The sequence below is a fragment of the Aliifodinibius sp. S!AR15-10 genome, from assembly GCF_031569985.1.
Taxonomy (GTDB): Bacteria; Bacteroidota; Rhodothermia; order Balneolales; family Balneolaceae; genus JAMQKA01.
Window position 1 is genome coordinate 1 of the sequence record NZ_JAMQKA010000024.1, and the last position, 16,159, is coordinate 16,159.

The 16,159-nt window shown below is 47.8% G+C and carries 7 protein-coding genes and 1 pseudogene; 2 read left to right on the plus strand and 6 right to left on the minus strand.

All coding sequences use genetic code 11. From position 1 onward, the window contains the following. Positions 1-408: 408 nt before the first annotated feature. From NC796_RS15350 to NC796_RS15370, 6 genes and pseudogenes are all read right to left on the minus strand, one after another. On the minus strand, positions 409-645 hold the full coding sequence (locus NC796_RS15350; RefSeq protein WP_310685635.1) for a DUF4469 domain-containing protein: 237 nt from the start codon (positions 643-645) through the stop codon (positions 409-411). Between the two features lie 23 nt (positions 646-668). Beyond that, entirely contained in the window at positions 669-950 is a 282-nt protein-coding gene (locus NC796_RS26835) for a DNA-binding domain-containing protein (protein WP_409070385.1), read from the minus strand. Continuing rightward, positions 923-1,066, minus strand: a pseudogene (locus NC796_RS26840) (hypothetical protein); the annotation flags it as partial. The pseudogene NC796_RS26840 and the gene NC796_RS26835, both read right to left, overlap by 28 nt. A gap of 162 nt (positions 1,067-1,228) precedes the next feature. Continuing rightward, entirely contained in the window at positions 1,229-2,245 is a 1,017-nt protein-coding gene (locus tag NC796_RS15360) for an IS5 family transposase (RefSeq protein ID WP_310685637.1), read from the minus strand. A 653-nt stretch (positions 2,246-2,898) separates the two neighbouring features. Continuing rightward, a complete protein-coding gene (locus tag NC796_RS15365; protein WP_310685638.1) occupies positions 2,899-3,558 on the minus strand; it encodes an energy transducer TonB in 660 nt (219 codons plus the stop codon). 1,085 nt (positions 3,559-4,643) lie between these two features. Next, positions 4,644-8,072, minus strand: a complete 3,429-nt coding sequence (locus NC796_RS15370; RefSeq protein ID WP_310685640.1) for a HEAT repeat domain-containing protein — start codon at positions 8,070-8,072, stop codon at positions 4,644-4,646. Positions 8,073-9,195: 1,123 nt separating this feature from the next. On the opposite strand from NC796_RS15370, the gene NC796_RS15375 reads away from it, so the two are divergent. Then, positions 9,196-12,603 (plus strand): VCBS repeat-containing protein, encoded by a 3,408-nt coding sequence (locus NC796_RS15375; protein WP_310685641.1) that lies wholly within the window; start codon positions 9,196-9,198, stop codon positions 12,601-12,603. Between the two features lie 532 nt (positions 12,604-13,135). Beyond that, entirely contained in the window at positions 13,136-16,141 is a 3,006-nt protein-coding gene (locus NC796_RS15380; RefSeq protein ID WP_310685642.1) for a TonB-dependent receptor, read from the plus strand. Positions 16,142-16,159 lie beyond the last annotated feature (18 nt).

Consider the following 16,159-nt stretch of genomic DNA (forward strand, 5'->3'; position numbering starts at 1 on the left):
TCTGCCCACGGGCTTGCAAGCGTCCGGCTTTGGCAGTAGCCATTTCTTGTAGCTGTCGGGCAATAAGCTGCCCATCAGTTCAAAGTGAAACTGTTACATCATTGGCTACATCCCCCTGGCCCCCTTCAAAGGGGGAATTTTCCTGCCAGGCTCATAGCTTTACTCTTCAAAGGAGGGGTTTCTTATACATCGTGTGGGCCATACCCTGGAAATGCTGTTTAAACCTCTCACAAGCTCATAAGCCTCTCAAGAATCTTGAGCAGTAATGTTAAGAACCTTGAGCAGTAATGTTAAGAGTCTTGAGCAGTAATGACAAAACCTTTGAGCAGTAAGGGTAGCCCAGTTGTTCAAAAAAAGCCGCATGCCGTTAAACTGACATGCGGCCGTTTAACAGTGTAATGGTCTGTATTACGTGACGGCGAGGGGTGCTTTAAGAGTGCCTACACGCAGTTCGTTCGTGTTATGCAGCTTGGCCCGTACCTCCATGGTATACTCCCCGCTGGCCAGTCCCTCCGGCACCCGGAACCCCAGCTTGGAGGGACTGTTTTCTACAAACTCCTCGACCTTGGTTTCGGCCCCGTCCGAGGCGACCAAGAATAGCCCCTGGTCAGGATCTTCAGGGTCTATCTTCAGCAGTTCACCCACCAGTCGGCCGGTATGACTCGGGCTCAGCGTCTCGTTGTTAGTGTCGCTGCCGTTGTCATAGTATCGCTGCAGCTTGGGTTTGGGGCTCGCGGGCTCACCTTCTCCACGCTGATCCGCTCGGCAAGATTCTTCACACGTATCCCGGGATTCACGTTCAGCTTTACCTCGTGCCGCTCGGGATCAAAGCTGTCGGCGGGGCCGGTAAACACCCCGGAGATGGAGCCGTTGATCCGAAATAGCGGCGTGTTGATGCTTCCGCCCCGCAGCAGGATCTGGGCTATGGCGGCCTCAAACTCTTCGAGCACTGACAGCGTATAGAACCACGTGTAGCCATAAATTCGACGATATCTTCTAAGCTGTGGCTGTCCTGGTCGCGCACCATGGCCATATAGTCGTTGGAATTATCGGTTAAATGATTTTCATATAATGAGAGGGCTTTGAATTACCCTTGGTTTTGATTCACACGGCCATGTTGGCCGTCGTTCTTTAACATGATGTAGATTTCCGTGGTTTTTACCCGACCGGAAGCGGCGTTTCGGCCAATTTTTAGCCGAAATCGCCGCTCCCGGACATACTCCACCCCTCAGGTGGCCCCTGCGGGGATAATATCGGGTCGTTTTTTTGCCCACGTGATACTGCGTTCGATGTTCCAGCAGATCGCCGCCATCACAAACCGGGCCTGGTTGCGCGCTTTGGTTTTAGCCCGGGCCCAGCGCATTCCATAGCGGTCCTTGATGGCCGCAAACGGATGTTCTACCTGCGCGCGCACCCGCTGGTGATGCTTGTTGCGCTTCTTTTGAGCCGCGCTCAACGGAGCTCCGCGTTTGGCCTTGTCCAGGATCCCGTAGTACCAGCCCCGCTGACGGGCCGTCTGCTTCAGGGCCTCCCGGGCGTAGGCTTTGTCGCCGAACAGCGAGCGTTCGTCCTCGCTGACCAGCTCCTCCAGTACCGTACTGTCGTGGGGAGAGGCGGGGGTAAAGGCAACCTTGCGGATCAGCTTGCTGCCAACGTCCACCCCGATATGGCCCTTGTAGCCAAAGTAGTAGCGCCCGCCCTTTTTGGTGGAATCGGCGTCAGTGTCAACCTGCGAGGAGGGGCGTTCGTCCAACTCGGCGCGTTTTTCCTCCGACAGCGGGCGCCCGGAGGAGTCAATAATGGTGGCATCCACCACCGTGCCTTGTTTCAGCAGCAGGCCCTTGGCGGCCAGCTGCCGGTTGATCTCCCCGAACAGCTCTTCGACCAGGCCCTGGGTGGCCAGGGCTTCGCGAAACCGCCAGAAGGTGGAAAAATCAGGCACCGCCTGATCCAGCGGCAGCCCGGCGAACCGCCGGAAGCTGAGCCGGTCGATTAGCTGGTCTTCCAGCTGCGGGTCGCTCAGCTGATACAGATACTGCAGAAACAGCCCGCGGATCATCCACCGGACCGGGGTGCGGGGCTGTCCGCCTTTGGGGCCGGTTTTGTCAATACGCCGCCCGATTTGGTATAACGGCTGCCAGTCCAGCCACCCGTCAATTTGCTGCAGGCGCTTGGTGGAACGGGAAACCTGACCTGACTGGCCGGTCAATTGATCTAACATGCCGAGTTGAAAGCGCTTGTCCATAATCGAGGGTTCTTTAATTGGGTTGAGGTGGATGATCGCAACGAAATCTACATATTATTAACCGAAACATCGAAAATCAGGGGGTTCTGCAAAGCCCTCAATGAATAGGAAAGACTCATAGTTGTTTCCCGTTTATTAATAATTTTGACTCTAATGATAAGTTGAAAGATCTGTCTCTTGACGGATCTCTCTTGTCCTATAGATAGGTTTCAGGGCAAATCCTTACAGAATAATTTAAAACGGCTGTTTTGGGTGTTGGTAACCCGCTGTTCTCTTTCTCTTTATGGATAAAATTATTTTTTGGCGTGTTCCTCTTTTTCGGTGGATCGGGTTGTTAGGGGGGATGGGATTGTTGGTGCCCTGGTTGTTCTTTTTTTGCTCTTATTACTGTTAGAGGTGTTCATTTTTTTAGCGACAAAAAAATGAACGAAAAAAGTCGCCGGCCTTGGAAAACCTTCCCTGAAGGGCACTCCGTTCCGCTAAAAAAATCACAGATTTTTTCTTAACGCTTTCCGTCGCTTCCTTCCGGGTGGTCAGCTTTTCCAAGGCCGGGGGAGGTGCTTGCGACCTTAGGCTTTAGGACCTTCAACTTTAATCAACATCTCAACGCCTCAACAAATAAACAATTCAACATTTAAACAGTTCAATTCGGGCTAATACCTCAGCTTGAAGAGCACCGGCAGGCTAAATTGCACAGGCACTGGTTTGCCCCGTTGCCGGCCCGGTTCAAATTTGACCTGAGTTACCACGCGCAGTACTTCCTCGTCACATCCTCCGCCGATACCACGAAGTATATTAGGATTTTCAACTTCGCCTTTTTCATTTATTATGAACTGGATAATAACCCGCCCCTCAATACCTCTTCTCCGGGCTTTTTCAGGATATCTGATTTTCTGCTGAAGGTCCTGAAGCCCATCAATTAATTTCGGCATCTGTTCAACTACAATAAAAAAATTTTCTTCCTCCCCCTTGTTCTCGACTATGCTGGGAGGATCAGGCATTTTAATTTTTTCATCGATGCGTAGTTCAGCATCGATGTTGAGGATTTCATCGGGAATAATTTCGTCATTTGGGATTTCAACAGGCACCGGTGGTCGGGGTGGAGCAGGAGGTTGTTCCTTATGGCTGGTTCGTTCTATCTCCTCCATATTTACTACCTCTTGCTGGTTGGTGAGTGTGACTTCATTACCGGAAGAACTTCGGATAGGCAGTTTTGTTGCCACTAAAAAGATCAGGAGACTTATGATCAAGCCCGTCTCCACGAAGAGCGTATAATTTTTTTTGAGGTCCGTTATTTTTTTGAAGGGTTGCATGAGAACCTCCTTCACTCCATAAAAGTATTGATTAGGGCATATCTATTTTTTTTCTTATAAACTCTACTAAATGTATTCCTACTCCTGGAATTGCTTGGTTTAATCCCACCACGTAGTTATCGACGCAATTAAAAGCCAGAGAGTAAATTTAATCCTGACTAGAATTCAATATGTCACCGGGCGGGTTAAATGTCAACGAAATATTATCGCATTGTACCCTCTTTCTTTCCTGTCATCATGATGAGCCGTGGCTAAAAGAAACCCAGATGTTCACTTGGGGCGATCGCCCCGAATATGGAGGTTTTCCACATTCTTGCATTTCCCGGAACCTGTTGCAGGGTTCTTTCTTAACGCCTCCGCTGCACTTGCCCGGGCGGCTCATAAATCGCAAGGCCGGAAGACAGCATTAGGATCCAAAAAAAGACTTGGGAAAACTTTTATGCCAACCTTTCTCCTTCTACCCGTTTCCAGACAAGAGTTTTAATTAAAATACCAAAATATTACGCCTTGAACTCAGAGAAATTTCAGCCTCACAGCTTTCCCCTTTGAAGGGGAAATGAATTCGGCCCCCGCCGAAGAAAAGGGGATGTGCTGCTGTTCCCACGGGCCTGCAAGCGTCTGGCTGTGGCAGTAGCCTTTTTTATAGCTGTCGGAATAAGTTGCCCACAAAAGTGTAAAGGATGTCTCTGGTCTGTACATTCGAATGGGGAATTATTGCATGGGATTACAATCACAATCCTCTTGTGATTGTAATTGAGAGACAATTACGATTATAATCGTAGAAGGCTTACGACTATAATCGTAAAGGGCTTGCAATTATAATTGTAATCGTCTTACGATTATAATGGTAAGGGTTTTGGAATAATAAGGGCGCATGCCGGTTATCTGGCATGCGATCTGGATTTTATCTATTCCGTCAGGCAACCGTGAGCGTTGTATCAAGGCAGCCTGTACGCAGCTCATTTGTGTTGCAGAAATGATTCACTCTCTTGGATAACAAATTAAGTTCCATCTCGGTTTTTTCTACCCCACAAAAAAAGCCCGGTGATTGACACCGGGCTTTTAAATGAAAATAGGTGTTGCTATTACGAATCCTGCTCACCCTGGAGCTGGCTTAAGAACTCCACGAGATCCCGTATTTCTCCCTTGCTGAGGATATCAGCCATGGGGAACATGGCGGAAGGGGAGTTCGACCGCTCCGTGATTTGATCTTTAGAAATCTGCTGTGTTTCGCCGTCACTGGATTGTAGCACGACATAGGAATCGGTCTCTTCTTTGAGCACACCCTGTGCTGTATCTCCATTTTCGAGAGTGACAGATATTGAGCCATAGCCGGGGGCAATGCGTTCTCCCGGTTCAACCATGGATAGCAGCAGTTGCTCTCGTGACAAGGTATTGCCGATGTTACCCAACTCTGGTCCTACATCACCGCCACGACCGCCAATAGCATGGCACCGGGTACACTGCGCGGCATCATGACCATAGAAGACCTGGGCGCCCTGCTGTCCATTACCGCCATACAGGGCTTCTTTGTACTGGGCCACCATATCGTCCTCCGGCTTCTGCGATCGATATTTCTGCAGCTGAGATTGGAGTTCCTCTGAACTGGAGTTGTCTGCAGCCTGTACAAGTTCTAATTGAACTTCAGAGGGGACCTCTCCGTTTATCAGCTCGGTTAATTGATTCGAAAGTACGTTATTTGCAGCTTCACTCTGCATTTCTCCCAACGCGGTCAGTGCACTTTGCTGCTCAACGTAGGACCCGTTGCCGAGCACAGATGAGAGGAGTTCGACCTTTCGCTGCTCTTCAATACCAAGCGAAGGTATGAGGCCCAGGGCCGTCATCCTTACCGACTGTTGATCTCCTTCAAGGGCTACGGCAACAGCTTCATCCATGGACTCGTAATTCAAGCTGTCCAATGCATTCAGGGCAGCAATCTTAACTTCTGGTGAAGGATCGTCCTGGACCAGGCCAAATAGTTGAGGCATAGCCGGATTGTAGTTCAGGGAGCTGATTGCTTCTGCAATTGCCACTCTCAGTGTTTCACCGCCGTCGTTCAGAACGGGATCGATAATAGAGGCAAGCGCTTCGGTGGCATCCTCACGATTATTTTCTACCTCTCCACGGTAGCGACCGGTTACGCGGTCAAGGGTAGAAGACTCGGGCCAGACCGAAAGCGTTGCAATGGCTTCTGACCGCAGCGTTTCAGATATGCCATCACGGGTCGCAAAAGAGGCCAATCGCAGGGCATCTTCTGCCGTGCCGTTATAGAGATTTGCATTAATTACACGGCGAATCAGCGGTTCATTCGTGAATTCGGTTTCATTCAGCAGTTGGGCAAGTGCGGGTACCGCTTCCGTGATTTGCGTATCATCATTGATGGCACGTGCTGCATTCGTTACCACGTATTCGCTTTCGTCATCCAGGAACTGGGCCACTGAGGGATCCTCCAGTCGCCGCAGTGCAACAACAGCCGCAATGCGTACGGCCTCCGAGGGATGGTCAGCAAGTCCGGCAAGGGCGTCCACATCACCGATGCGTTCCAGGGCGATGGCACCACCGTGACGGAGGTAGACATCTTCGTCATTGTTGGCCTCCAGCATGGAAATAATCGGTTCAACAGCAGGTTGATACTCCATGCGCCCCAGGGCTTCAGCTGCAAAAAACTGCACGCGCAGTGACTCATCTTTCAGCAATGGGATGATCGCATCTGCTGCAGCTTTGTACCGGACATCTCCCAGCACTTTAGCTGCTTGTGCACGAATTTCCGGGTCAGTGTCCTCCAGGTACTGAACCAGTGATTCGGCATGTTCTACATCGTTGCGTGCCAGCTGACCGATGCCCCAGATACCGTGCAGCCGGGCCAGCTGATGGTCGGTCTGGCTGATAGCATTTAATAATGTTACCGTATCGTTTCGCCTGGCTAGCTCAAACTGTGCTTTCATCCGTACTCGCATATCCTGGTGATGCAGCAGATCTTTCAGCACATCTTCTGAACGAGTGCCAAATTCTTCACCTAGCAGCTGTTGCGTCTCCTCTCGGATATCTGTGCGACTTTCAGAAGCGACATCCAGTTTCCAGATGCGTCCTTTGTCCTTGGTATCCCATCCTTCGATCCAGTCAGCAAAGTATAGGCTTCCGTCGGGTCCAAACTCCATACCGGTAGTCAGTATTCCCTCAACAACGGGTTGGTCGCTTTTGAGGTCAAAGCCGGCACCGTTGGGCTCGAGCGTAAATCCATGGATCGCCGAGCGTGCCGGTGAGCCGGTAAACTCAGAAATGAAAAAGGTATCGTCCCACTCTTCAGAAAGAGCTGTCCCGGGATTATACGCCATTCCTGCCGGACCGCTGTGGTAAGGGGCAACGGGAGGGAGGAGATGGGCCGCCTGGTCTTCCCACCTTGGCTTATAATAGTCTTCATCCATCCACACCTTGTACTCATTGTTTTTGGGATCAACGTATTTGCCGAATTGCCAGTTGGTTCGCCAGCCGCTGTCGGAACCGCTTACCAGGTACACCAGTCGTTCATGTTCCCCGGCGTGATCTCCGTCATTATCAACAGAGATCAGGTTGCCATGCTTGTCAAAAACAAACTCATGGGTATTTCGCACGCCGCGGGCGAACACTTCAAAATTGCTGCCGTCGGGATCAGACCGGAAGATGGCGCCCTGGTTGGGATTCTCCCACGTCTTGCCATCGGGACCGATGATATTCGATCCGATGTCACCGATTCCCCAGTAAATGCGTCCATCGGGTGCTACTGTAGCGCCAGACATGCCGTGCCCGCTAAACCCGATGTGAACCATATATCCATTACTGATTGATGTTTTGGTGTCAGATATTCCGTCCCCGTCAGTATCAGTAGTTCTCCACATATCTGGAGCCACAGCAATGTAGACATCATCGTCAAAAGCAAGGACCGATCCAGCAACATCGGTAATCTCTTCATTGAAATCGCGAATATAAAGCTGAGAGCGATCGGCAACGCCATCCCCCGAGCGATCTTCAATAGTGTAGATCTCTTCCTGCTCTACCGTAAGATCTCTCCAGTCATGGGAGTCGTCGCCGTTGTGATCGGTGAGCCACTCATTTTGAGCACTGCGTTCCGGGGCCAGCTCCCGATGCAGAAAATCCTTGCGATCCTGTACCGTCTTCCAGCTAATTGCCTCAATCATCCAGTCGCGGTGCCCGCGGATGTCAAACTCGGAGCTTGTACTCCGGTTCGTTACGTTAATATATACGCGCCCTTTGTTGTCAATGTCCATACCGATGGGATCGGCCAAGAGTTTCTCTGAGGCCCACAGGCTCAGTTCCAGGCCATCGGCAAGCTCCGCCGAAACCTCACTTCGAATGGACTCGGCCTCTTGGGCTGCTTCCTGGTCATCCAGCGTCGTGATTTCCGGATCGGGCTGGCTGGAGCAACCAATAAATAATAGTATCGATATGCATAGCAGGGACCTGGTGAATAGTGAATATCTTGTGGAAACCGAAGTAAAAAGTGATTGCGATAACATGCGTTCTGTTTAATCTGTGAATGTTTCTAACTTTGGAAAGCAGAGGTGCTACCTAATAAAGAGCGATTTTAATTGATATGTAATGATTGCGCTTCTCATAGGAATGTTTTGATAGACTCAAATCGTTGTAAATTACATTAATATAAGTGCCCCTGACCCTTCCGGTTAATCAAATTTTTAGCATTTAAACCCTTTAGATTAACGAATTTTTTTCATCAAATGTCAAAAAAATGAGTAATCCTTTTGCAAAAGGAAATGAATGTAGAATATTTTCGATCATATCTCTGATAGACTAATACTCATCTGTGTCATCCCGGACTACGATCTAGGATCTAATATTCAGACTGTATCAACGATTCTGGACATTAGCAGATCCTGAAATAAGTTCAGAATGACACAAAATTAAATTCTATCCGTTGTAAAAAGTTGATGTTTAATATTTCTGAGCAGGTCAATTATTTTACGTCAGTTCGATATGAATCTGTAATCGGGAGGGATTGCGCGACCATCGGGGGGGTGAAATCAGAACCTGGATTTACAGGATTAGAGGATCTACAGGATAGTAATGTTTACCGGAGAAGGAATCCCGAAAATCTTTTAATCCTGTCCATCCTGATTCCAATGGGTGAACTGTGAAATTAGATGATCTTACATGCAAGCTAATCGACCATCACACAAAGCCTCTTGGCGATGACAGTTATAGTATTTCTTGTATCGAACCCGGGTTATTTTAAGAAATGATTGGCCATTAGAAACTGGCAGAAAACTATCTGGGAAATATTTATTTTCGTTTTGCAAAAAGGTTTCTTATTAACAGTTGCTCGGGATACCCGTTTAATTAGTTATCCATTTCGAATATCTTAGCCCGGATTATTCACGAAAAAGTATAAATTGAAGTTTAAGTTGTTGATATTATTTTCTATTTCGAAAATTAAGTATAGCTCAAATTTGCCTGCTGTAGCAAAACGGCTGCGAAATTTGGCCGTGCACTTCGTTGAAGGAAAAATGATTTGCTCAAGGTATGTAAATACCTTTCCGCCGCCATTTTTCTTTCGCCTTGTGCAAAACCAAATTTCTTGGTGAATAATCCGGGTTAGGTAAAATTTTTTCGCTAATCCATAAAATGAAGTATTACGTGGCACGTACTCCTTTTTCCTCAACTCCGTTCGGCAATTTTCCCAAATTTGTTCTCTCAATCATGCTGTTTCTGGCTGGTTGTACAGTTGAAAAGCCCAAAAGATTTGAGACGCTTCCTGTGGATCAGACCAACGTGACTTTCTCCAACGACCTTGAGACAACATCTGAGTTTAACATTTTGAATTATCTCTACTTTTATGATGGAGGCGGCGTTTCGATAGGGGATATCAACAATGATGGGTTGTCGGATCTCTATTTTACTGCCAATATGAAGCCCAACAGGCTCTACCTGAATAATGGGGATTTTCAGTTTGAGGATATTACTGCACAGGCAGGGGTAGAGGGGGGCGGTGACTGGACGACCGGGACCACGATGGTGGATATCAATGCCGACGGTTTGCTGGACATCTACGTAAATAATGTGAATTACCTCACCAAAGAGGGCCGAAACCAGCTGTTCATTAACAATGGGGATTCAACGTTCACCAATATGGCCGAGGAGTATGGGCTCGATTTCCAGGGCTATTCCAAGCATGCAACCTTTTTTGATTATGATAATGACGGGGACCTGGATCTCTATCTTTTGAATCACGCCGTGCACACTCAAGAGTCCTTCGCACGGGCTGATCGCCGCAAAGTTAACGATGCCAATGCCGGGGACCGGCTGTACCGGAATGATGGGGGCACCTTTACCAATGTTACTGAGCAGGCGGGCATTTACAACAGTATTTTGGGGTATGGACTGGCAGCCACCGCGAGCGATCTCAATAATGACGGTTGTACTGATATTTATGTGTCAAACGACTTCCATGAAAATGATTACCTGTACCAAAACAATTGTGACGGTACATTTGCAGAGGTTCTTGAGCGTTCTACCGGTCACACCAGCCGGGCTTCGATGGGCAATGATATCGCCGATATTAATAATGATGGCTTAGCGGATATATATGTGACCGATATGTTGCCGAATACGGAAGAGGGATTAAAAACGGCGGTCAGTTCTGAGACCTTCAAAGTGTATACCATCCAACGACAGTTTGGCTATCATCCACAGCTGGTACAAAATACACTGCAACTAAACAGGGGAGAAGGGCCTGACAGCTTAACAAAGTTTTCTGAAATTGCACAATATGCAGGAGTAAATGCTACCGACTGGAGTTGGGCACCGCTGTTTTTTGATATGGACAACGATGGGTATAAAGACCTGTATGTAACCAACGGTATTTACCGTCGGCCCAACAATCTGGATTACCTTTTATATGTACGTCAAGACACCACACAGGAATCGTTGAGCCGGGGTCGTGGATCTGGTGACATTGATGCAATTGAACGAATGCCTCACACCAAGGTGCCCAATGTGGGCTTCCGAAACAATGGAGATTATACCTTTTCTGATGAAAGCAGCTCGCTCGGATTTGATACACCGAGTTACTCCAATGGTGCCGCGTACGGCGACCTGGATAACGACGGCGATCTCGACCTGGTCACCAACAATCTAAATAGCATGGCAACAATCCAGCGCAATATGACCCGTGAACGAGAGGGCGGGAATTACCTGCAGATCTCATTCGAGGGAGAAGGCCAAAATACAAAAGGCATTGGCAGCAAGCTGGTAGTATACGATTCTACATCTTTGCAGAAGTACGAGATGTTTACAACACGGGGATTTCAATCCTCTGTGGAACCGAGGCTGACCGTGGGACTGGGTAGCAGCAAAGAGGTAGATTCTCTAACAGTTATCTGGCCTGATGGACGCTGGCAAACCTTGCGCCAGGTTAGTCCCAATCAATCGATGGTGTTAAAGCAAGCTGATGCAGCAGGATCTTATAATTACAATGCAAGAAGATCCGGTGATAGTACCCCACTCTTTGAAGAGGTCAGTTCCCAGGTTGGGCCCGATTACAGGCACAGGGAAGACACCTATCTCGACTTCAACCAGCAGCAGCTGGCACCGTTTATGCTTTCCTCACAGGGGCCGGGCATTGCTGTTGGGGATCTGAATGGCGATGGATTGGAAGATCTGTATGTCGGCGGAGCTAAACGCCAGGGGGGCAAGCTGATTATTCAACAGGAGGATGGCACATTCCAGGTAAAGGAAGTCCCCTCATTTGAGCACTATTCCCAATTTGAAGATGTGGACGCCGAACTGTTTGATGCCAACGGTGATGGTACACTTGACCTCTACATCGTCAGCGGTGGAAATGAGTTTTCCTATCAGACAGAAGGATTGAGAGATCGATTTTATTTTAATGATCAAAACGAGAACTTTGTCCGTGTGGCCGATGCCTTCCCAGAGGTGCTGGAGAATGGATCGGTTGCAAAAGCCAAAGATTATGACGGAGATGGGGATATGGACCTGTTCGTCGGCAGCCGCTCTATTCCCCATAACTACGGAATCTCACCTGATAGTCACCTTTTTGAGAACCAGGGCAATGGAAAATTTGAAGAGGTCACGGATGAAGTCGCCCCGGCACTGCGTCAATTGGGCATGGTAACTGATGCGAAGTGGTCAGACATCGATCTGAATGGGACCCCGGATCTCGTTATTTCAGGGGAATGGATGCCATTGGTCATTTTATATAATAGGGGAGGTAAGTTTGTAAGAGCAAGTGAAGAGGCCGGTTTGAAGGATACCAATGGTTGGTGGCAAAGTGTTGAAACGGGTGATTTTGACAGTGACGGGGATATCGATTTAGTGGCCGGAAACATGGGGACCAATTCATTCCGGAAAGCTTCTGATGAAAATCCAATCGTAATGTACCTGAAAGATTTCAACGATGACGGTCAAATTGACCCGATTATCGGCTATACACAAGAAGGTGCTGAATACCCCGTGGCACCCCGTGATGAACTGTTGACCCAGTTCAAGTTTCTTCGTCCCAAATTCAATAGTTACCAGGATTATGCCGGGAAAACCATTCAACAGATTTTTGGAGAAACGCTAACAGAAGGGGATTGGGAAAAGAAAACAGTAATGACTCTTAAATCAGCATATATTGAGAATCAGGGAGATGGGAGCTTTGAAGTTCATCCATTCCCCACAAAAACACAGTGGGCTCCCATTTTTGATTTCTCTGTGAATGATTACAACAATGATGGTAACGTGGATCTGCTAACCGGCGGAAATATGTTCGATGTAAAACCCTCAATGGGTGGCCGTTTTGACGCGGGCTATGGTCTGTATTTAAAAGGCAACGGGGATGGAACCTTTAGTGAAATTGAGATGCAAGAAAGTGGTTTCTCTGTTGGAGGTGAGATCAGAGATATCAGAAACCTGAGAAGGGCAGATGGTGGCCAGCTTATCATAGTAGCCCGGAATGATAAACCGTTGCTAATCTACACTTTTGGTCACAAGGGAACCAATGCATTTAAAGCTGGATCCAAGACGAAGTGAATTGACATCCTTTCTATACCTATAGCCAATGAGTAATGCGTAATATTATAAGACTGCGCCTGCCACTTAATATTAGCTCCTCAATATTGAAACCTAGCTTTATGAAAGAATTAAGGAATTAGCCTATCCTTTCAAGTCCAGAAAATCAATACATTATTGAATATAATAATGGGGATCTGAGAAGACGAGCTCATCACTATCAATTGGAGGCTTATGTTTATTGATTCCACTCATCTTAAAGGGGCTGTTTAGTACAAACTAGGTAATTTACAAAAAAATTGAATGAAATAATACGTTGCGCTAGAAGTAAAAAAGTCGCAAGTTACATTAACATATAAGTCAGTTAAGGTATAAGCTTAACCTTAGTACAGCCAATAAAAATTATGAGAGATTGGTTGTTGAAGTTATTTATTCCTGCATATCCATTCATAGATTTATTGACGTATTAATGTAAGGGCTTACCACCGTAATAAATCTCAATTTAAAAGGGAAATATATGAGAGGGGTAGGGCTACGATTAAAAACAGGTAGTATGTCTGTATCCTTTTGTTCCTGGTATTCAGGTATACGTAAAGTAAGTTTCTTTGCAGTATCGCTTTTCTTAATTGCTGCGGGTTCAGTATTTGCACAAGTGCCGGTCTCCGGTTCAGTTACCGATGCCGATGACGGAGAGCCGTTAACGGGGGTAAACATCTTGGTAAAGGGGACAACGAGCGGCACCTCCACCGGGCCGGATGGTACTTATGAGTTAAATGTGCCCTCTGCTGAGGATACGCTGGTTATATCTTTTATAGGTTATCTCTCACAACAGATACCAGTTAATGGTCGAAATACTATCGATATAGAACTTCAGGCAGACATACAGCTATTTGAAGATGTTGTTGTTATTGGATACGGAACGCAGCGAAAACAGGACGCCACCGGATCTGTGCTCTCGGTTACTGAGGATGATTTCAACCAGGGCGTTATTTCTTCACCTGAGCAACTGCTGCAGGGACGTGCTGCGGGAATTCAAATTACCCCTTCCAGTGGTGAACCGGGAGCCGGGGCCAACATCAGGATACGGGGAACCTCTTCTGTTCGAAGTGGTAATGATCCACTAATTGTGATTGATGGTGTTCCCCTCAGTGGTGGAAACATTACTCCTGGTGGAGGGGACTTCGGTGCGGGAGAACAAACGCCGCGAAATCCACTGAGCTTCATAAACCCGGAAGACATCGAAAGCATCAGTGTGCTTAAAGACGCCTCAGCCTCCGCCATCTATGGGGCCCGTGGTTCTAATGGTGTTATCCTTATTACCACCAAAAAAGGGCAGGGGGGCGAAACCGGAACTTTGAGCTTTAGCTCTACCGTCAGCACCAGCTCAGTACGCGAGAAGCTTGACCTGGTTAATGCCGACGAGTACGTTCAGCTGGCTGAACAAGCAGCAGCTGACCCGGCAGAAATTAATTTTGGCGGTTCTACCGACTGGCAGGACGAAATTTTCAGGAATGCCATTACCCATGAATATTCGGTCAGTTATGGCGGCGGTAGCGAAAGCACAACGTATCGTTTGTCTATGGGATATATGGATCAGCAGGGGATTATTGAAAGATCGGGATTGGAACGCTTGACGGGAAGATTAAATGCAACCCATGCCATGCTGGATGACAAGGTTCAGCTTGAGATCAACTTATTAAATTCACGGCTTGAGGATACCTATGCGCCGGTAACCAGGAGCGCTGGTTTTGAGGGGGACCTGATTGGCGCTGCACTTCAGGCCAACCCAACACGCTCTCCGTATGATAATGAGGGCAACCTGGTGCAGTCATCAGATTTTAGGAACCCGCTTGCCATGCTTAATTTGATTGATGACAACGCCGAAACATCGAAGCTGATTGCCAACCTGTCCGGCACATACAATTTTACGGATTGGTTCTCCTACAAGGTTAATCTGTCGCTTGACAACTCGGAGTCGGTCCGACGAATAGGGGTAGACCCGACCCTTTGGTTTGATGATCTCGGCTATAACGATGATGAGGGGCGAAGCAGAGGGCGGGCCGTAATCGATAATCTCTATACCAATAATACGCTGATTGAAAATACACTGAATGCCAGACGAACGGTATTTCAGAACGGAACACTCAGCCTCCTTGCAGGATTTTCGTACCAGGAATTTGAGACTCGTGCAGACTGGCTGCAGGCAGAGTATTTTGTTACAGACGAAATACCATTGGTTGACAACGTAGATGGAGTTGATAATCAAAATAATAAAGCGTTCCAGGCTTCATCATCCAGAAATGTTGAAGAACTGCAATCGTATTTTGGGCGAGCTAACCTGGATTATGACAACAAGTACCTGCTTACCGTTAACTTCCGGGCCGACGGATCCACAAAGTTCGGAGATAATAACAAGTATGGTTACTTCCCGTCATTTGCCGGTGGATGGCGAATCTCAGAAGAAGACTTCTTCTCCGGGCTGTCTTCTGTTTTCTCTGACCTGAAGTTAAGAGTGGGCTGGGGAATTACCGGGAACCAGGAATTTCCGGGTGGAGCTTCCCTCGCACGTTTTGAGGTTCAAAATGATGGATCCCTCGTGCAGGTGAATAACCCCAATCCCGACATTCAGTGGGAAGAGACCGAACAGTTAAGCGCCGGAATCGACTTTGAGGTTCTGCAGGGAAGAGTGCGTGGTTCAGTCGACTATTACCGCAAAGAGACGACCAATCTTATTTTTCTCAGGGATTTTGCGCAGCCGGCCGCTGTCGAATCTCAATGGGTTAACCTGGACGGTTCTGTTGTTAACGAGGGTGTGGAACTTGATCTCGATGCCTTTGTGGTAGACAACTCAAGATTGTCTTGGCAGGTTATTTACAACATGAGTTATACCACGAACGAGGTTAACGACCTGGGAACCTTTGTAAATACCGGGCAGATCCATGGGCAAGGGTTAACGGGTGCTTATGCACAACGTATCGCAGAGGGGCAGCCTTTGTTTTCCTTCTACATGCGGGAATTTCTTGGATTTGACGAGAATGGACTTGGACAATATGCCAATGATGAAGCGCTCAGTTTCGTGGGAGATCCGTTGCCCGACTTCGCACTTGGGCTGACAAATAATTTTACTTTCGGAAGGTTTGATGCCAGTATGTTCTGGACCGGCTCGTTTGGTTTCCAGGTCTACAACAATACAGCGAATGCCATCTTCCTGAAAGGCAACTTGAGAAATGGCCGAAACGTGACTGAAGAAGTAGCCAGAGGTCCAGAATCCCCAAATAATTTCGGGGAGGCATCGACCCGGTTCCTTGAAGATGGCGATTTCCTGCGATTGGCCAACCTGTCCATTGGATATAATTTTGATGTATCCAACCTGGCCCCGGTACGAAGATTGCGGCTGTCGCTAACGGGACAGAACTTGTTGCTATTCACAGACTATTCTGGCTTTGATCCCGAAGTGAATACAGATAAGAATATAGATGGTATACCTTCGCTCGGAATTGACTATACGGCTTACCCGAGACCGAGAACAATATCGCTGAAGGTTAACCTGGATATTTAAACATTTTGAAAGAACGAC